Source organism: Pseudenhygromyxa sp. WMMC2535 (assembly GCF_011083025.2).
Genome location: NZ_JABJWV010000001.1, coordinates 277,036 through 294,776 on the forward strand (window position 1 = coordinate 277,036; position 17,741 = coordinate 294,776).

Here is a 17,741-nt window from a genome sequence, read left to right on the forward strand (position 1 = left end):
TGTTTGGCGACTGAAGTTTGACGCGCTCTGCCCTCTCATACTCGTCTGCAAATATCGTGACGGTCACATATGTATGGTATTCGATGCCGAGCGGCTGACTTGATCGCTGCGACACGCCGGCTGGGTATCTCGGACTCGATTGCCAAATTGACCATGCACGGCTTCGCTACTCGACCCGATGATTCTGTCGAGTTGTCGTTGGCCCTGGCCTCGACCGCCTCCGCTCGGAAACCCAGCGAGTCCTGCTCAGGCAGCGATCCGCGCCCCTTGGGGGCGTCGCTTCGTACTGCTGCTTTCGCTTCGTGACGGGCCTCGCCGTTTGCGCCTTTTGCCGAAAGCGTGAGGGCTTGAGCCTCTTTTCGGGCGAGTTTTTTTGCGGATCCTGCAATGAGTCGGTCTCCTCCAAATGTGTATATATCTAAGACCGTGAAGATGACGTCGAGGCTGACTTGTGTGAGTGCGTTGCGTGCTCTTTGTTCGTCGCCAAGCTCAATGGCCGCTCCTAGTTGTCCTGCGTCGTGCGGGAGGTCTACTAATCCTATTAGCGGAAGGAACTCTGCGATTAGTGGCCGGTTGTAGTGGTCGGCGTCTTCGACTTCGAGTTGGTGCTCTAACTCTCGGTAAACTTCTGCCTCATACTCTGCGTCGGTCTTTTTCCGCGGCGTGGGGTTGTCTTCGGTTTGGGATGTTGCGGTTTCGCTATGTTCTGTTTCTTCTTCGGCCTCAGTCGTCTGAGGTGACTGCGGTATGATATATGAGGGATAGAGCTCGGGCGTGGGGGAAGATGGCGTTGGAAAAGAGTCTATTGTGTTTGATAGCCATCCTTTATTCCCGTTTAGATCTGTTGTTATGGTGGGTTTGTTTTTTGTGTAGGTGTACTGGTTCAGGCCATCGGCTAGCCCTATTGGATCTGCCGCCGTCCATCGCCCGAGCCAAGGCGCGTAGTAGCGGGCCGTGTGATACGCGAGCCCCGTCTCCTCGTCGCGCTCCATGCCGGTATAGCGGTAGCGTTTGGGGCTGACGTCGATGGCAGCGTCGACGGCACGGTAGGCGCTTGTCCCGTAGGGGTGGTACTCCTCGTAGGAGATGACCTGGCCGGCACGGGTGAGCTCGATGGCCGCAGAGCCGAGGTGGTTGCCGAGCTGGTAGCGCCAGATGGGGAGGGGGTCTTGGATGGCGGCGCCGTCGGAGATGGTCTTGGTCTCGATGAGGCAGATGCGGCCTGTGCCGTCGCTGACGTGCAAGCTCTCGCGCTCGAGGTCGAGGTCTCCGTTGACGCGCTTGCGGTAGAGTTCGAAGGGGCCGAGGTAGATGCGCTCTTCGGTGGTGGCGCCGGCGTGCTGGGTATATTTGCGGGCGCGGCTGCTTCCTGCGTACTGGAAGTGGACGGTCGTGGTGCCGGCGGTGGCTTGCTCGAGCTGGTCGTCGTGGTTCCACAGCATCGCGGCCAGGTGCGGCATGGTGGTCATGCTGCCGTGGGCGTCGTGGGTGTAGGCGTGGGTGTAGACGTTCTGAGCGTCGCCGGGGGCGGAGGAGGCGAGGAGGCGGTTGCCGTCTTCGGCGTACTGGTAGCGCCGGGTCCAGCCAGTGCCCGTGCTGGGGATGTGCTGGAGGGCGAGGATGTTGCCGACGACGTCGTAGGTGAAGCGCTGGGTGTAGCGCCGCATCGCCGACGGGTCCGAGGTCATCGGCTGGGGGCCGACGGGGAGCTGGTCGTGGGAGCGCTGGGTGGTGCCGTCGCTGGCGTGCTCGCGGCCGGTGGCCTCGATGAGGCGGTAGAGGGCGTCGTAGGTGTAGGTGTTGGCGGCTTCGACGACGGTGTTCTGAAAGTAGAGGGTCTGCTGGGCGGCGTCGCGGACGTCGGTGAGGTTGCCGGCGGGGTCGTAGTGGTAGTGGAGCGACTGGAGCAGGGCCTGGTCGCTGGTGCGCGTGGTGGTCAGGCGCTGTAGACGAAAGGTGTGGGGGTCGTAGGTGTAGGCGGTGGTCGAGGTGGGGGCATCGATGGGGCCGTGGGTGATGGACTGGCGCTGGCCCTTGGCGTCGTAGGCGATGTCGCCGACGAGGGTGTCGAGGGTGGGGCCGCCGCGGTGGCGGAGGTCTACGCGGGTGAGAAGGCCGCCTTCGTCGTAGCCGTAGGTGACTTCGCTGCCGTCTGGGGAGACAGCGGCGAGGGTGCGGCCGAGGGCGTCGCGGGTGCTGCTGGCCGAGAAGACCTCGGCTTCGAGCAGTGGGGCGGCGGCGCCACGGCCGGCTCGAAGATCGAGTGGACGATGGCCGACCCGACCACGGCGCTGTCCACGACCCCCCGGGAGGGTGCTGCCCACAGCAGCGGGGGTGCTCTGGAGAACACGACGGGTGCTGCCCACAGCAGCGGGGGTGCTCTGGAGAACACGAGGGCTGCTGCTCACAGCACCCCGCCCCCCCCCCCCCACAGAGACAAGGAGACTGTCAGAGAACAAGAGACAGACAGAGACGGTCGGTCGTCGTCTTCCCCTTCACCTGACGGCTCAGATCCTGGTTCCCCGCGGGCGTGGGTGGACGATCTGTCGGATGCCGACCTCCTGGCGATGGAACCTCCCGAAGCCGGCTTCGACGCGACCTGGCGGTCGATGGATGCGGCAGAACGCCGCGAGTACCTGGGCGACGAAGACCCGCCCGCCACCTGGACGACCCTCGTTGCCGGGGTGCGCGTCACCTGGTCGCGCGATGGAGGCGTGACCTGTGGGCGCTATCCCGGCCTGTCGGCGACCGCGTGGGCCTCGGCACTCGACAAAGCCGGCGGCCCCGAGACACGCGACAACCTGATCGCGGCGCTGCACGAAGTGGCGGGTGAAGTCGCGGTCATGCACCCCGAGCGACACTGCCTGATGGTCGCCGGGTGGGTCGCGGACGGCGAGCGCCCCCGGAACGCGACCGCCAGGAAACCCAAGCCGGAGGTCGGCCAGAAGTACGACGCCTTGGAACAGCAACGAAGCCGCCCGAGCGGAAGGAGGGCCCTGTGAGCGACTACCGACTGCGGACCGACCTGCCACGTTTGCTGCGTGACCTGGACCGGATGGACCCCGAGGCTCGTGAGCAGCGCCTCGGGCAACTCACCCACCTCATCACCGGCGACCGCATCCACTTCCCGCTGGAGGCCGACGAGCAACTCACCAAGCGCGACCGAACCTGGGGCATCGTGCAACTCGCCGAGCACCTACGCCGTGCCCATCGGGACTTGCTGCGGAAGCATCGAGTTCGGCATCTCCTGGTCCCTGAGCGTGACGAGGGGAACGTCGAGGTCATCGAGGAACTGGAACCCATGCAGATGCCCGAGCCGAACGAGCCTCCCCTCGCGGTGGTGTTGTCGGGACCAAACTCGACCGGCAAGAGCCTGCTTGGGGCGTGGCTCGCCGTGCGCTTGCTCGGCCGAGGCGTCGAAATCCAGACGACGACAGAGCATCTGCGAGGCATTACGCGGGCGGGCACCTACGCTCCGCCCCCGAGCTTGGTCTTCGCCGGCACTCGGCTGCGCGCCACTTACGAGCAACAGGTCGTGACTCGGCCCTCACTCGACAGCGTGAGCATCGTCCGTGACCCCGACTTCTTGCGCGACATCCAACGGGGGTACGACGACGAGGATGCCCCGTCCGAGCGCCAACGCATCAGACGGCTCGCGGCGACGCCCCTCGTCATCATCGAGGATCTCGGCTGGCGCCACGGCGGGAAGCCCGACTTTCCTCGCCGGATCTGGTCCGATTTCTTCGACCTGCGGGAGTCGGCCACGGGCTCGGTATTGATCGTCACCACCAACCTCACGGAGCGCGAGCAGATGATCGAGCACATCGACATGCGAGGGTGGGAACGCCTCGGCGGGATGGCACGACGGTCGGGTGGGTGGTTCGACCTGCGTGGGCAATCACGTAGGCTCGGAGGGCAAGCCGCATGACGGGGCGCATCGACATCGAGATCATTCCCGACCGGATGGGCGTGGTGTTCTTGCGCACCCTCGCCGACGCCATCGAGAATCACCTCGACCAGCAGGCCGGTGCCCTGGTCGAACTTCCCTTCGCCGTGCCCGACAAGCTCGGCCACGCCGCCCTCGTCGAACTCACCGACGCCATCGACCAGACTGGCGCCCTGGACACCGGCCTCGATCTGGACACGGTGTGGGTCGTGGTCGATGCGTTCCTGTTCGTCGGCACCGGCAACCGCCCCACCGACCTCATCGACGCCTTGATCGACGTGGGGTCGTCGATGTCGGACGCTGACGAGGGGATTCTCCTGGAGCGCGTCAACGGGTGGTTGCGGCGTACCGACCACGGCTACCAGATCGTCGAGGACGGGGACGGTGGCTACCACCCCGTCGAGAGTCCCGCTCCGGCCTTCAAGGCCCGCCGCATGAGCTTCAAGGTGCTACCTTGATCGCCGGCGGGCCTGAGAGCCCTCCAGATCGTTTCGAGCCCCGAGTCGGTGCAGTGGTCCATCCGGCCCGGAGCTGCTCACGGAGGCGCACAGGATCTCGTGGAGGGTGCCCCGGTTGACGCCGGCCACCGCCCGCGTTCATCAGGACGATGCCCGACCTCGACGACCTGATCGAACTCGTCATCGCCGCGCTCGCCCGGCACCCGGACGAGCGTCGGCGCACGAAGGAGATTCTCCGCCTCCAGGAGAAACTGAAAGCCGAAGGACCGAAGGCGACCAAGCTCCTTCTCGACCTGGAACAGCAGATCAACGCCCGCGACGCTTTCGCCATCGAGGTGGCCCTGCGTGTCGGGCTTCGAGCCGGACAAGCCGACGCCTACGCCGCGCACCTCGACGACCCCACAGCCGAGCTTGTCGCCGACCTTGCGATGGCCGGTGTGAACCTCTCGAAGCTGAGCCGTCTCCAGGCGATAGCCGAGGTTCTTCGGCTCGAACTCGCCGACGCCGACGATGTGTTCGACCGCTGACGGCGGGCACGACGGGCGAGGCCAAGCTGATCAAGCTCGTGCTGGCGCAGCACCGGCTCGATCAGCTTCGGGTTTCGGGCGATGGCGTTGCGGATGACAACGCCGACGCGCTTCTTGGCCTGGGATACGGCGGCCCGGCTGATGCCCAGGGCACGGGCCACCGCGGCATCGTTCATGCCCTTGTGGGCGCCCTCGACCAGCGCCTCGAAGATGCGCCGGTCGGATGGCCGAGCCTCACGTTCGACGACGGCCCACAGGCTGCGGCGGAGCACCCCGTGCATCGGATGGCCCGGGTCCACGAGCACCGTCACGATGGTGTCGATCACGTCGTGCTTCCTGATCGGCTCGACTTCATCGCCATCGACGCGAACGATACCGGGCTTCCGGGCCTGGGCTCGGAGCACGTCGATGGCTCGCCGTCGAGCGTAACTCTTGGCGACCGCCAGCACGTCGCGGGGCACGAGGGAACCGGCCGCCACCTTCTCGACCGTGAACCCAGGCGCTTTGCCGACGCCGTAGAACAGGGGCAGCCGGCTGACCTCGCCCGATGCCCCCAGGCCAATGATGGCCGGCTGGAGAATGTCGTCGGCCGTGGTCGTCGTGTTCCGGAGCAGCGGTTCCAACGACCGCCTGACGGCTGTCACCAACCCGGAGTCCCGGGGCGACAACCAGTTCGCCTTCACTCTCGGCCCGAACACCTCGACGATCTCTTTCTCGGGCACGACGTTGCGCATCCAGGTGCCCGGGTTCACGCCGGCGATGCCTTCGAGAACCGAGATGCGGGCGAGAAGGTCGAGGCTGGTCGTCCTCGCGTCACGGGTCAGGAAGGCGACGACCAGGTTGGGAAGCGAAAGGCGGGGCATCTCGTTGTGGCGGAACCCATCGGGAGATCACCGCCACACGCCTCCGAAGAACCGGCCCGCGAAATAGTCAGGGTTTTCGTTCTTGAGCCTCCGCCACGTACGCCCGGTACTCGTCGGTATCGGGAGCACGCACCAGCAGACGAGCGCATTCCGGACATTCGACCACTTCCCGGCCGCCCAGAAACAACAGACTGAGCTTGCGGCGGTCTATCGGATCGACGACCTCATCGTACGCTTCCTCAGAGATAAGCCTGTGGACTCCGGGGTTTGGGAATGCTCCCGTGCTTGTTCGATGCCCACAGGGACAGGTGACCCACGATGACATGTTGTGCTCTTCCTCCTAGTTGATGACCCGAACGCTGCGGATGTTCATGACGCCGCCGGCCGGCTCGATGAGCAACCGAACTTGTTCGAGGATCTCGGCCTCGGTGCCCAGGAGTTCTGGCGTCAGACGCGGGTTGTTCCGGATGTTCACGATGATGTTCGGCGCCTGGTTGTTCTTGGAAGCGATCCCCAGATACACATTTGCGGGGTTCGAGGTGCGAGGTGTCAGGACATCCATGACCATACCACCCGCTCCGGTCCCTGCCTCTCCACCAACGAGAAGGTCTGCGGTCCCCGCCCCGCGCGGTCCGGTCGGTGTCTGGAAATGGACGTTCTTGCCCTCGGCCTGAAGGACCTTCGCGGCCTGGATTTCGCCGAGCGCTTGCACGTCGCCGGCCTTCGCCGCCCTCGCCTTCGCCAAGATTTCACCTCGTCCAGACACGACTCCGGGCGCCACTCCCCCCTTTGCGGCGGATGAAACGCTGCTCTCCTGACTGACCCGCGCACCCTCTCCTTCAGGAAGCACGCTCCTCTCGGCTGCTCCCGGAGCATAGACCCTTTTCCCATCCCCCGCCTCCTCGAGCGCCTCCAGTCCCACACCCGCCTCATCCCCCGCCTCCTCGAGCGCCTCCAGTCCCACACCCGCCTCATCCCCCTCCATCGCTATGTACCCACGCGACTCACGGCGTGAGATCTCTCCCTCCGACACCCGCCGCCAGTACTCGTACTGCCCTCCAATACCCTCCAGCTCACGCCTCGCCTTCTCCGCCCCTGCCCCTCCAGGATCCGCCCCCAGCAGATCTCCCATCCACTCGCTCATCCCCCTCTCCAGCTTCTCCACCTCCATCTTCGCCTCCCACAGCACCGACCCCGCTCCCCGGTCCACCCCCGTCAGATAGAACCTCAACCGAGACAGCAGCCGCCGCACCTCTCCTTGCAGCCCGCTGTACTTCCGGACCTGCCGCACCGTCTCTCCATGCAGCCTGATCCGCTTCGCCTCCGGACCCGGGCCCGTCACGATCCGCACCGACTCCGCCTTCACCACTCCTCCCGGCGCGTCGTACTCCACACGCACCTCTCCAATCGGCAGCTCCTCGTCCACCCACACCTTCGTCCCTTCTGGGATCTCTGACTTCACCTTCCCCCAGCTCTTCGCGTCCAGCTCCCTGCGCTTCCCTGCGTTCAGCGCCTCGTTGTGTCGCGCCGATCCCAGCAGCCCTCGATCCACTAGCTCTCGGCTCCGCCCCGACAGCTTGCTCAGATCCAGCCCCTTGCTCAGGTCTCGGCCGTCATCAAGCCTGTCAAGCAGCCGCGCCGCGTCTGCAAAGTCGTCCGCCTTCCCCAGCTTCGTCGCTCCGCCTCCCACCACCTCCAGCAACACCTCGAACACCACCTGGCCCCCGGCGTCACTCACCATGAACACCTTCTCCTTCATGTCCCCCTTCTCGAATTTCTCGACCGCCTCCTCGTAGATCTTCCCCGCAATCTCTGGCGCCGCATCCACTGTCACCCGCACGTCGTGGTCGAGCTCGTCGTAGCTGATCTCCAGCTCCGACAGCCCCCTCCCATCCAGCACGTCGCTCCCAAACTCGGCCCCACCCGCCATCGCGTTTCCGCCCAGCTCACCGACCCCTCCTGCCGTGTTCACAGCCCCCTTCAGAAGCCCCGTGATCAGCGTCAATTATTTTTTCCGATTGGCGACGATTATTCCTGCCGGTGCGAGACTTGCGCGTCCCCGTGCACGGCGACCTCGCGCGCGGGGTAGTTGTCGTTCGGGCAGTTGTCGCAGCCCGGTGTAGTTGTCGTCGGGCGTCAGCCCTTCTTGCGCCCCTTGGCCTTCTCGGTCCGGTAGCTGGGCACGTTGAATTCCAGGATCACCGAGTGGTGCACGAGCCGGTCGATCGCGGCCGAGGTCGCCATCTTGTTGTTGAAGATCCGGTCCCACTCGCTGAAGACCAGGTTGCTCGTCAGCGCCGTCGAGCGTCGCTCGTAGCGCTCGGCCAGCAGGGTGAAGAGGACCTCGGCCTCCTCGGCCGACTGCTTGACGTAGCCGATGTCGTCGAGGATCACGAGCTCGAAGTTGTCGAGCCGACGCAGCTTCCGGGGCAGCTCCAGATCTCGCTTGGCCGCGAGCAGCTCCTGGATCAGCGAGTAGGTCGGCGTCCACAGCACCGAGCGGCCCTGCTCGACGAGGGCGTGGCCGAGGGCCGCGAGGGCGTGGCTCTTGCCGACGCCGGGCAGGCCGAAGGCCAGCACGTTGATCGCCTCGTCGAGGAAGTCGCCGGCTTGCAGCTCGCGGAGCTTGCGGACCACCGGTCGCGGCAGCCGCTTGTCGTCGAGGGTCTCGAAGGTCTTGCCGACGCTGAGCTTCGAGGCCCGGCGCAGGCGAGCGACTCGGCGAGCGTGGCGGGCCTCGGCCTCGAGGTCCAGGACCTCGGCGATCGTCGCCAGCGCTGGCTCGTGGCCGTCGGTGACCAGGCGCGGGACCAGCTCCTCGGCCGCGGTCGTCAGCTTGAAGCTGCGCAGCAGCGTGGTGATCTGCTCGGCGTGGGCGGGGGGTCGAGGGTTCACGCCGCACCTCCGAGCAGCTCGTCGTAGACGCCCAGATCGGGCTCGCCGACCTCGAGCTGCGGGACCTCGGACTCCGTGGGCTGGACCCGCTGCTTGACCGTCGCGTAGTCGAAGGGCGCGCCGGCCTCGAGCAGCTGCGCGAGTTCGGCCTCGACCGTCGACTCCATCGTCATCGCCGCGAGGTGCAAGATCCTCACGTAGTCGACGTGGCCGCGCCCGGGTCGAGCGCGCTCGAGCGCGTCGTAGGCCCGGCGGAAGATCAGCGAGGGGTACAGCTCCTCGCGGAAGCAGTAGTTGGGGAAGGCCCCGGGCTTGCGCACCAAGGAGGCGATCACGTGGCGGTAGTCGATGCGGTGCGCGCCTTCGCCTCGCAGCCGCGGGAAGGTCTCGACCACCTCACCGCCGTAGCGCAGCTCGACCTCGTTGGCGTGCAGCCGGACCTCGACCTGGTGGCCGATCAGCTGCGAAGGCACCGAGTAGATCCGCCCCCGCACCTTGATCGTGCTCCAGCGCCGGACCTTCGGCGTCTCGGTCGTGTAGGTCGGCACCGGCTTGATCGGCAGCGGCCTCAGCAAGGGGCTCTCGAGCTCGAGCTTCGCCGTGACGTGCTGGTTGTGCTCGCGCTCGAGGGTCTGCTGGACGAAGCGCTCGTAATCCTCGACGCTGGCGAAGTCCCGGCTGCCCCGCAAGATCAGCGCCTGCTTCAGCAGCTTTTTGGTTCGCCGATGCCGGACCTCGACCGCGCCGTTTTCGTGCGACTTGCCCACGTTGATGCGCCGGACCGTCTCGATGCCCAGATGCGTGCACGCGTCCGCGAAGCGCTTGTTGAGGCTCCGGCCCCGCGCCTTCTTCAGCTCGTGCGTCGCCGCCGACATGTTGTCGAGGGTCAGCTTCCGCGGCACCCCGCCCAGGGCCCACAGTGCCCGCTGGAGCCCCTCGACCAGCGCCTCGTAGCTCTCCGACAGCGCCACGCAGGCCCAGGTCCACGCGCTCGCTACCAGGACCAGCTCGAAGAGCAGGTGGCGGAAGGGCTCGCCCGCGATCGTCACCTGCAGCTCGTTGCAGTTGGTGAAGTCCAGCGCCGCTTCCTCGCCGGGCGGGTGCTCTTGCTGGAAGTAGACCTCCTTGTCTGGTCCGTGCAGCGCTCGCCAGTCCCGGACCCGCCGCTGCATCGTCCGCAGCTGGCCCTGGTTGAAGCGCTCGGGCTTCTCCTCGATCAGCTGCTTCAGCAGTGTCTTGGCTTCGAGCTCGCCCTCCTTGTCCCGCTCGAGCAGCGGGACGATCTTCTCCTCCCACACCCCCTCGAAGGGATCCTTGCGCGTCCGCCAGTGCCGCGGCTCCTTGGTCTGCGAGGGCAGTGGCCCGCTCTGCCACTTCCGCGCCGACCTCACGCTCATTCCCGCCGCCGCTGCTGCGGCCTGCTGTGTCTTGCCTTGGTTCATCTTGCTCCGTAGCAGCCGTACTTGCTCGTCCGTGACCACGTGGGGGCTCCTGCTCCCCAGCGTCCCACGCGCGTTCTGGCTGGCTCGGACCGGCAGGTTTAGTTGTCGTCGACCGGCAAAAGTTATTGTCGTCGATCAGCCCCGTCCGAAACCCTTCCGCCGACGAGTACGCCCCGATACCCGCCTGCTCCAGCCCATCGATCACCCACTTCGCCCGCTCCAGGTCTTCGCCCTCCAGCACCTGCCCCACCAGCCTCTTTGCCACATCTCCCGAGCCCTCCAGCCCAGCTTCCAGCCACTCCACCCGCGCCTTCGCCCGCCTCTCCACCCCCTCGTTGAGCGACTTCGCCGTCTCCGACGACCACCGCGCCAGCTCCTGCCCCCCTGCCCGCAGCAGCCCCCGCTCCGCCATCGCCCCCAGCTCCAGCAGCTTCATCGCCGGCGCCAACACCCGGCCCTCCTCCGTCAACAGCCCCACGTTGTGGGAGAGCGTATCGGTAGATCACCGCGCCCCGACGCGAAATCCGGTCATGTCAAGCTGACACGGATTCCATTGCGGTCAACGCTGCCGCGTAGTCGTACTCTCGCGCAATATCTATCGGCGTCTTTCCTTCTGCGTCCTTCGCACGCGGGTCTGCACCTGCACGCAACAGAAGGTGAGTTAGAATGGGCTCTGGCGTTCCGTCGGCTTGGTGTGCTGCGTCGGCCTCAATGTCAACCGCATGATGCAACGGGGTGCAGCCAGATGCATCGACCATCTTCACGTCCGCATCACGCTCCAACAGCAAGGCCAGCGTGGCGGCGCTTTGATGCTCGGCCGCTAGATGCAGCAGTGTCCAGTCATGCCCCGGAATTCGGAGGTTCGCATCAACTCCGTTCGCAAGTAAGACCGAGAGCATGTCGGCCTTGTCTCCCTCGATGCAGGCGACTACCGCATTGAACACATCGGCTGCGTCCGGTCGTGTATGCATCAGGCGAGTGACCCGCTCCGAATCCCCCGCTACGACAGCCTCTAGAAGATCAGTCATCATTTTCCCTTGTCGAGAGCATGGTCGTCAATTCGCCGAAGGGATGATTCGGATGCCAGGGAAGTCCCGCTGGAACTGGAATATCGCATCGGTGCAGTTCTGACAAACGCCCTTTGCCGCAGGCTGGTCAACGAACAGCCGAATCGTCCCCCTCGACTCCGGCGTGAGGCGCGGCCGAAGCTCATCGAGGATCTTGACTTCCGCGTCCAAGCGACCCGGTCCTGTTCGCGTCGTCGGTCCGGCAATGAGCGATTCGCCCAAAGCGCCTCCGCGCCCTGTGCGGCCGCTGACACCGATGACTTCGCTGACCTCAACACCCGCGACATCGACTTCGGCAAACGCAACCGTTCTCCCCTTGCCGACTGCTGCTCCCCGAGCACCAAGAGCCGCCTTGATGTCTGCGGTGCGGGCGAGTCCAGCCTTGACGGGGATACCCCCCCCTGCGGCGGATGAAACGCTGCTCTCCTGACTGACCCGCGCCCCCTCTCCTTCAGGAAGCACCCTCCTCTCGGCTGCTCCCGGAGCATAGACCCTTTTCCCATCCCCCGCTTCAGTTTCCCCACCCAGCCTCGAGCCTCCTGCCCCATCCCCCGCCTCCTCGAGCGCCTCCAGTCCCAAACTCGCCTCATCCCCCTCCATCGCGATGTACCCACGCGACTCACGGCGTGAGATCTCTCCCTCCGACACCCGCCGCCAGTACTCATACTGACCTCCAATACCCTCCAGCTCACGCCTCGCCTTCTCCGCCCCTGCCCCTCCAGGATCCGCCCCCAGCAGATCTCCCATCCACTCACTCATCCCCCTGTCCAGCTTCTCCACCTCCATCTTCGCCTCCCACAGCACCGACCCCGCTCCCCGGTCCACCCCCGTCAGATAGAACCTCAACCGAGACAGCAGCCGCCGCACCTCTCCTTGCAGCCCGCTGTACTTCCGGACCAGCCGCACCGTCTCTCCATGCAGCCTGATCCGCTTCGCCTCCGGCCCCGGACCCGTCACGATCCGCACCGACTCCGCCTTCACCACTCCTCCCGGCGCGTCGTACTCCACACGCACCTCTCCAATCGGCAGCTCCTCGTCCACCCACACCTTCGTCCCTTCTGGGATCTCTGACTTCACCTTCCCCCAGCTCTTCGCGTCCAGCTCCCTGCGCTTCCCTGCGTTCAGCGCCTCGTTGTGTCGCGCCGATCCCAGCAGCCCTCGATCCACCAGCTCTCGGCTCCGCCCCGACAGCTTGCTCAGATCCAGCCCCTTGCTCAGGTCTCGGCCGTCATCAAACCTGTCAAGCATTCGCGCCCCGTCTACTCTTTGCTTCCTCCCCCCCTCCGGGACATCAACCCGAGCATCGCTATGGTGTCGTCAGTTTGACTCTACTGAGAGCAGCAGAAAACTGTCTAGTTGCCGTAGGACAGCCTTGGGTATCTGCTCCTCCTGCAATACAAGAAAGTCCTCTGATACATCGAGGAGATTATGGGCCAAAAAGAATGAGTTTCCATCATCCACCGTGACAACGACGGCAGCTTCATTCGGAAGGCTCTCGTACCGTGGATCCTCCATGCGTCGCACGAAGATTTCGATGCTGGCAACCCTGTGCCCGATCAGCCTTCCCCAAAATGGCCTTGCCAGCGAACCATTGGTTGATGCGATGGGCAGCAGCTCCAGGTCACCTTCTGCATGGTCCTCTCGCTCTTCTCCCGCCTCCGTCTGTTCCGTCCAAACCGTCACCGAATTCAACGAGTCCTGAGTCCCAAACCCCAGGGCAAGTCCACTGTCGACAGAAAGGACCAGCGGTCCATCTGCAAATGAAAACACGTCGACTGCCGGAACCTCGTGATAGTCGGAGATCTCTCGCGGAGACGAGCTCGAAAAATGAACCAGCTTGGTTATCCGCCGACCTAGCAGGCCTCGCAGTAGCGCAGGCCTCCTCGACAGAATCGCCATCGACCAGTCGTTCATGGCGCCCTCCCTTCCGCAACGTCGATGAGCAGTTGAATCATTCGCATATTCTTCCTATTGGGTTTGGATCCGATTGCCACCCTCAGCGGATCGGCGATGACGATGCGACCGTCACGGGCGATTAGGAACTGCAGGTCATCGATCTTCACAGGAATTTCCTGCATCTTCTTCAGGATCTTTCGCAACTCGGTGGCACTTTTGGAATTCAGAAGGGATGAACTTCCCACAACTTTTGGTTTCTGACCAACCACCTTCACGACGTCCTTCGATCCGGCCGCGAAACGATCGAAGATCACACCAGGACGGCCATCGACATCGATGGGTCCCCGAGCCCGCACGGTCGGCAAACCAGCATCCTCCAGTATCTTCAGATCTTGGATTTCCTTGACGAGCCCCTCGGCTTTTTTCCCTGGCTTGAGCACTCCAACGGCCAAATCGGCGCCGAAGGCGAAGACGTCCTTGTTGCCACCGCTACCGAGCTTATCGCCGAGATCGGCACGAGAGATGGACTTCGGGACGGATGAAACGCTGCTCTCCTGACTGACCCGCGCCCCCTCTCCTTCAGGAAGCACGCTCCTCTCGGCTGCTCCCGGAGCATAGACCCTTTCCCCACCCAGCCTCGAGCCTCCTGCCCCATCCCCCGCCTCCTCGAGCGCCTCCAGTCCCAAACTCGCCTCATCCCCCTCCATCGCTATGTACCCACGCGACTCACGGCGTGAGATCTCTCCCTCCGACACCCGCCGCCAGTACTCGTACTGCCCTCCAATACCCTCCAGCTCACGCCTCGCCTTCTCCGCCCCTGCCCCTCCAGGATCCGCCCCCAGCAGATCTCCCATCCACTCACTCATCCCCCTGTCCAGCTTCTCCACCTCCATCTTCGCCTCCCACAGCACCGACCCCGCTCCCCGGTCCACCCCCGTCAGATAGAACCTCAACCGAGACAGCAGCCGCCGCACCTCTCCTTGCAGCCCGCTGTACTTCCGGACCAGCCGCACCGTCTCTCCATGCAGCCTGATCCGCTTCGCCTCCGGCCCCGGACCCGTCACGATCCGCACCGACTCCGCCTTCACCACTCCTCCCGGCGCGTCGTACTCCACACGCACCTCTCCAATCGGCAGCTCCTCGTCCACCCACACCTTCGTCCCTTCTGGGATCTCTGACTTCACCTTCCCCCAGCTCTTCGCGTCCAGCTCCCTGCGCTTCCCTGCGTTCAGCGCCTCGTTGTGTCGCGCCGACCCCAGCAGCCCTCGATCCACCAGCTCTCGGCTCCGCCCCGACAGCTTGCTCAGATCCAGCCCCTTGCTCAGGTCTCGGCCGTCATCAAACCTGTCAAGCAGCCGCGCCGCGTCTGCAAAGTCGTCCGCCTTCCCCAGCTTCGTCGCTCCGCCTCCCACCACCTCCAGCAACACCTCGAACACCACCTGGCCCCCGGCGTCGCTCACCATGAACACCTTCTCCTTCATGTCCCCCTTCTCGAATTTCTCGACCGCCTCCTCGTAGATCTTCCCCGCAATCTCTGGCGCCGCATCCACTGTCACCCGCACGTCGTGGTCGAGCTCGTCGTAGCTGATCTCCAGCTCCGACAGCCCCCTCCCATCCAGCACGTCGCTCCCAAACTCGGCCCCACCCGCCATCGCGTTTCCGCCCAGCTCACCGACCCCTCCTGCCGTGTTCACAGCCCCCTTCAGAAGCCCCGTCCGAAACCCTTCCCCCGACGAGTACGCCCCGATACCCGCCTGCTCCAGCCCATCGATCACCCACTTCGCCCGCTCCAGGTCTTCGCCCTCCAGCACCTGCCCCACCAGCCTCTTTGCCACATCTCCCGAGCCCTCCAGCCCAGCTTCCAGCCACTCCACCCGCGCCTTCGCCCGCCTCTCCACCCCCTCGTTGAGCGACTTCGCCGTCTCCGACGACCACCGCGCCAGCTCCTGTCCCCCTGCCCGCAGCAGCCCCCGCTCCGCCATCGCCCCCAGCTCCAGCAGCTTCATCGCCGGCGCCAACACCCGGCCCTCCTCCGTCAACAGCCCCACCCTGTCCCGTGCTCGCACCAGGACCCCACCACCATTCCACATCTCGTTCGCCGTCTTACCGTCCGCTCCCAGCCCCTCCGCCTCTCCATAATCTCGCAAGTTCATTCGGACCCTGAACTCGTCCCCGCTCCCCACTCGCTCCACTCGCAGACTCCCCACGATCGGGATCCACGCCCGTGCCTCGCCGCCCCCTCCCGTGATCGCGCTCGCCAGCGCGTCTCCGGTGCCAACGAACCCATAGTCGAAGCGGTCGAACCACAGCTGGTAGACCATCTCCACCAGCAACGCCAACGTCTCGTTGTGCCCCGCGTAGCGCGTCAGCGCTCCAGACTTCGACAACATCGACGTCGCCTGCTTCACCGCCCGTGGCCGCCCCCCTGCCCCGATCTCTCGTAGAAACTCGAGCGCGTCCTTGGCCGAGCCCGCCTGCTCCCCCGCCTCGGGATCCGCCCAGATCACCCGCATCGCAAACCCCAGCTCGGGCCGACGATCCGGCGAGAGCCATGAAATCAAAACCTTCCCGCGCTCCAACCTCGACAGCGCCGTCAACGTCACGCTCGGATCCGAGAGCGCCTCCAACACCATCGGCGCCAGCCGCTCCGACTTCGTCGTCCCCTCATCGTAGAAGTCCACCCAACGAAACGCCCCCAGCACAACCTCGAGCCTCGTCCCGTCAGCCTTGCCTCCGCTCAGCGCTCCCTCGATCTCCTTCGCAAACATCCGAGCCCCGCGCCCGATGTCGTCCATCACCGCCTTTGCCAAGGTCTGCGAGCGCTCCGTCATCGACGGCCCCCACTCGAAGTTTTCGGGAACGTTCAGCCCCGCGAGGACCTCCAGCTGCACCTCCAGCACCCCCGTCTTGCTCTTCCCACCCATCTCCAGCAGCTTCCTGCTCAGCCGCTCGTGCTCCGCCCGGATGTCCTTCAGCGGCTGCCAGTTCCAGTACGCCGACATCTCCTCCCGAACCTTTGCCAGCTCCGCCTGGATCTTCGCCTCCCGGTCCGCCCTCGCCTTCGCCTCTTCCAGCGGCCGCAGCGTCGCCTCGAGCGCTGCTCCTTGCTCGAAGAACGCGTGCTTGCGCAGCTTCTTCGCCGTGAAGAACAGGTTCTGCAGCCTCTTTCCATACTCCTCCTCGAACACCTCACCGATCAGCGGCTCGGCCTCCCGCGCTTTCTTCACGCACCGGCCCAGCAGCGAGAGCAGCTCGATCCCCGCGTCCAGCCACTGCGACATCAGCACCGACTCGAGGGTCTCCCGCTGCTCGAAGTAGCGCGTGATCGCAAAGAACCGCTTCGCCGCCCTATCTGTCCGCTTGCGCAGCCCCTCCGGCACACCAAAGTCCGCGAGCCCGCTCGGCATCCCCTCCGCCTCGTTCGGGATGACCACGTCCTCCACGATCTCCATCAGCCGAAAGCGCAGCCGGTCTACCCGCGCGAGCAGCTTGGGATCCCCAGTCAGCAGGTCCTCGCCACGCTCTGCGCTCTCTAGCGCCGCCTCGGCAGCAGATTGCGCCTGCGTCGGCGCCCGCCTCAGCCGCTCGACCTGACCGGAATTTTGCAGCGTATGCGCCACCTCGTGCGCCAGCAGCCGCATCCCCCCCCGCTCCTCCAGCCGCAGCTCTCCGGCCGCAAAGAACACGTGCTGCCCCACCGTGAACGCCCGCGCGTTGATCTCCCGCGCCAACCGCCCTGCCTCCGCCCCAGCGTGCACTCGCACCCCCCCAAGCTCAACCCCCAGCCGCGACTCCAGCTGCCCTCGCGCCCCCCTCGGCAGCGCTCGGCCCCCGCTGCGCTGGAGGTTGTGCACTCGCGTCGTGAACGGCTCGCTCGTTCGACCTCCCCGCGCGCCGCCGGCCTCCTCCTTCCGCCGCGCCGCTTCTTCTTCTTGCTCGACCTCACAGCTCGCGCACGCCCGCTGCACCAGCCCGCCCGTGTCCGCCACCCGGCGAAGCTCCCCCTCCTGTACCTCGTCCCTCGCTTCGGCCTCACAGGCCGAGCACATCCGCCGCAGCGCACCCTCGGCCTCGCAGCTCGAGCATGCTCGACGCAGCGTCGTGCTGCGCGCGAGCGTGTCCTCTTCTGGCTCGGCGCTGCAGCTCGCGCAGCTCCGCTGGATCAGCCCGCCCGTGTCGGGCGCACCCATCACCTGATCCGCGATCGCGTCTGCCTCTCGCTCGAGCGGATCATCGACGTCGCCCACCTCCAGCTTCGCCTGCACCCCATCGGGCAGCCGCTGAAGCGCCTCCTCCTCCGCCTCGCAGGCCGCACATTTGCGGCGCAGCGACGACCCGCCCGCAACGCTCGCGCGCACGCCGAGTCCGGGACCCTCCTCCTCCTCGCTCGTCTCCTGCTCACGCTCGCCCTCGCCCGTCTGCTCGCCCTGACTGGGCTCGCGCGTTGGCGTGGGTGAAGAGAAGGCCGCGCTGACAGGCGCCGGTGCGACCGCGACCGAGACCGGCGAGCTCGCCGACATCGTCGGCCCCGCCTCCCGCATCACCCGGTCCGCGATCGCGTCCGCCTCTCGCTCGAGCGGATCATCGACGTCGCCCACCTCCAGCTTCGCCTGCACCCCAACAGGCAACCCACCGGCGCGCGACCAC

General features: G+C 65.7%; 13 protein-coding genes. 3 read left to right on the forward strand and 10 right to left on the reverse strand.

The features are described 5' to 3' along the window. Positions 1-35 precede the first annotated feature (35 nt). Positions 36-2,324: an RHS repeat-associated core domain-containing protein gene (locus G6O69_RS01065; RefSeq protein WP_172301663.1), complete on the reverse strand. Its 2,289-nt coding sequence runs from the start codon at positions 2,322-2,324 to the stop codon at positions 36-38. A 243-nt stretch (positions 2,325-2,567) separates the two neighbouring features. Here G6O69_RS01065 and G6O69_RS01070 point away from each other — a divergent pair, with 243 nt between their 5' ends. From G6O69_RS01070 to G6O69_RS01080, 3 genes are read left to right on the forward strand one after another with little or no spacing between them, the layout of a single operon-like run. Next, positions 2,568-3,002, forward strand: coding sequence for a hypothetical protein (locus G6O69_RS01070; RefSeq protein ID WP_176396548.1), 435 nt, complete (start codon positions 2,568-2,570; stop codon positions 3,000-3,002). Next, positions 2,999-3,928, forward strand: coding sequence for a hypothetical protein (locus G6O69_RS01075; protein WP_172301665.1), 930 nt, complete (start codon positions 2,999-3,001; stop codon positions 3,926-3,928). Before G6O69_RS01070 ends, G6O69_RS01075 begins: the two co-directional genes overlap by 4 nt. Continuing rightward, positions 3,925-4,404, forward strand: a complete 480-nt coding sequence (locus G6O69_RS01080; RefSeq protein WP_172301666.1) for a hypothetical protein — start codon at positions 3,925-3,927, stop codon at positions 4,402-4,404. Before G6O69_RS01075 ends, G6O69_RS01080 begins: the two co-directional genes overlap by 4 nt. A 77-nt stretch (positions 4,405-4,481) precedes the next feature. Here the strand turns inward: G6O69_RS01080 and G6O69_RS39285 are convergent, their stop codons facing one another. The 9 genes from G6O69_RS39285 to G6O69_RS41420 all read right to left on the reverse strand — a co-directional run bounded on the left by G6O69_RS39285 (position 4,482) and on the right by G6O69_RS41420 (position 17,710). After that, a complete protein-coding gene (locus tag G6O69_RS39285) occupies positions 4,482-4,772 on the reverse strand; it encodes a hypothetical protein (RefSeq protein ID WP_217909745.1) in 291 nt (96 codons plus the stop codon). An 8-nt stretch (positions 4,773-4,780) separates the two neighbouring features. After that, complete coding sequence (locus G6O69_RS01085; protein WP_172301667.1) at positions 4,781-5,794, reverse strand: hypothetical protein; 1,014 nt, start codon at positions 5,792-5,794, stop codon at positions 4,781-4,783. Between the two features lie 340 nt (positions 5,795-6,134). Then, positions 6,135-7,799: a hypothetical protein gene (locus tag G6O69_RS01090; protein WP_172301668.1), complete on the reverse strand. Its 1,665-nt coding sequence runs from the start codon at positions 7,797-7,799 to the stop codon at positions 6,135-6,137. Positions 7,800-7,930: 131 nt separating this feature from the next. Then, positions 7,931-8,689, reverse strand: coding sequence for an IS21-like element helper ATPase IstB (gene istB / locus G6O69_RS01095; RefSeq protein WP_172301648.1), 759 nt, complete (start codon positions 8,687-8,689; stop codon positions 7,931-7,933). Further along, positions 8,686-10,131 (reverse strand): IS21 family transposase, encoded by a 1,446-nt coding sequence (gene istA, locus G6O69_RS01100; RefSeq protein ID WP_172301650.1) that lies wholly within the window; start codon positions 10,129-10,131, stop codon positions 8,686-8,688. The genes istB and istA overlap by 4 nt, the downstream gene beginning before the upstream one ends. Positions 10,132-10,664: 533 nt before the next feature. Further along, positions 10,665-11,162 carry an ankyrin repeat domain-containing protein gene (locus G6O69_RS01105; RefSeq protein WP_346016990.1) on the reverse strand — a complete coding sequence of 166 codons (498 nt, stop codon included), beginning with the start codon at positions 11,160-11,162 and terminating at the stop codon, positions 10,665-10,667. Positions 11,163-11,186: 24 nt separating this feature from the next. After that, positions 11,187-12,446: a hypothetical protein gene (locus G6O69_RS01110; RefSeq protein WP_172301670.1), complete on the reverse strand. Its 1,260-nt coding sequence runs from the start codon at positions 12,444-12,446 to the stop codon at positions 11,187-11,189. A 69-nt stretch (positions 12,447-12,515) separates the two neighbouring features. Then, positions 12,516-13,112 (reverse strand): hypothetical protein, encoded by a 597-nt coding sequence (locus tag G6O69_RS01115; protein ID WP_172301671.1) that lies wholly within the window; start codon positions 13,110-13,112, stop codon positions 12,516-12,518. Beyond that, entirely contained in the window at positions 13,109-17,710 is a 4,602-nt protein-coding gene (locus tag G6O69_RS41420) for a DUF4157 domain-containing protein (RefSeq protein ID WP_172301672.1), read from the reverse strand. The genes G6O69_RS01115 and G6O69_RS41420 overlap by 4 nt, the downstream gene beginning before the upstream one ends. Positions 17,711-17,741 lie beyond the last annotated feature (31 nt).

What these genes read in the sequence shown, in the direction of transcription:
- G6O69_RS01070 (WP_176396548.1), top strand. Translation starts at nt 2,568, where the DNA reads ATGGAACCTCCCGAAGCCGGCTTCGACGCGACCTGGCGGTCGATGGAT.
- G6O69_RS01080 (WP_172301666.1), top strand. Translation starts at nt 3,925, where the DNA reads ATGACGGGGCGCATCGACATCGAGATCATTCCCGACCGGATGGGCGTG.
- G6O69_RS01085 (WP_172301667.1), bottom strand. Translation starts at nt 5,794, where the DNA reads ATGCCCCGCCTTTCGCTTCCCAACCTGGTCGTCGCCTTCCTGACCCGT.
- istA (WP_172301650.1), bottom strand. Translation starts at nt 10,131, where the DNA reads ATGAACCAAGGCAAGACACAGCAGGCCGCAGCAGCGGCGGCGGGAATG.
- G6O69_RS01105 (WP_346016990.1), bottom strand. Translation starts at nt 11,162, where the DNA reads ATGATGACTGATCTTCTAGAGGCTGTCGTAGCGGGGGATTCGGAGCGG.
- G6O69_RS01110 (WP_172301670.1), bottom strand. Translation starts at nt 12,446, where the DNA reads ATGCTTGACAGGTTTGATGACGGCCGAGACCTGAGCAAGGGGCTGGAT.
- G6O69_RS01115 (WP_172301671.1), bottom strand. Translation starts at nt 13,112, where the DNA reads ATGAACGACTGGTCGATGGCGATTCTGTCGAGGAGGCCTGCGCTACTG.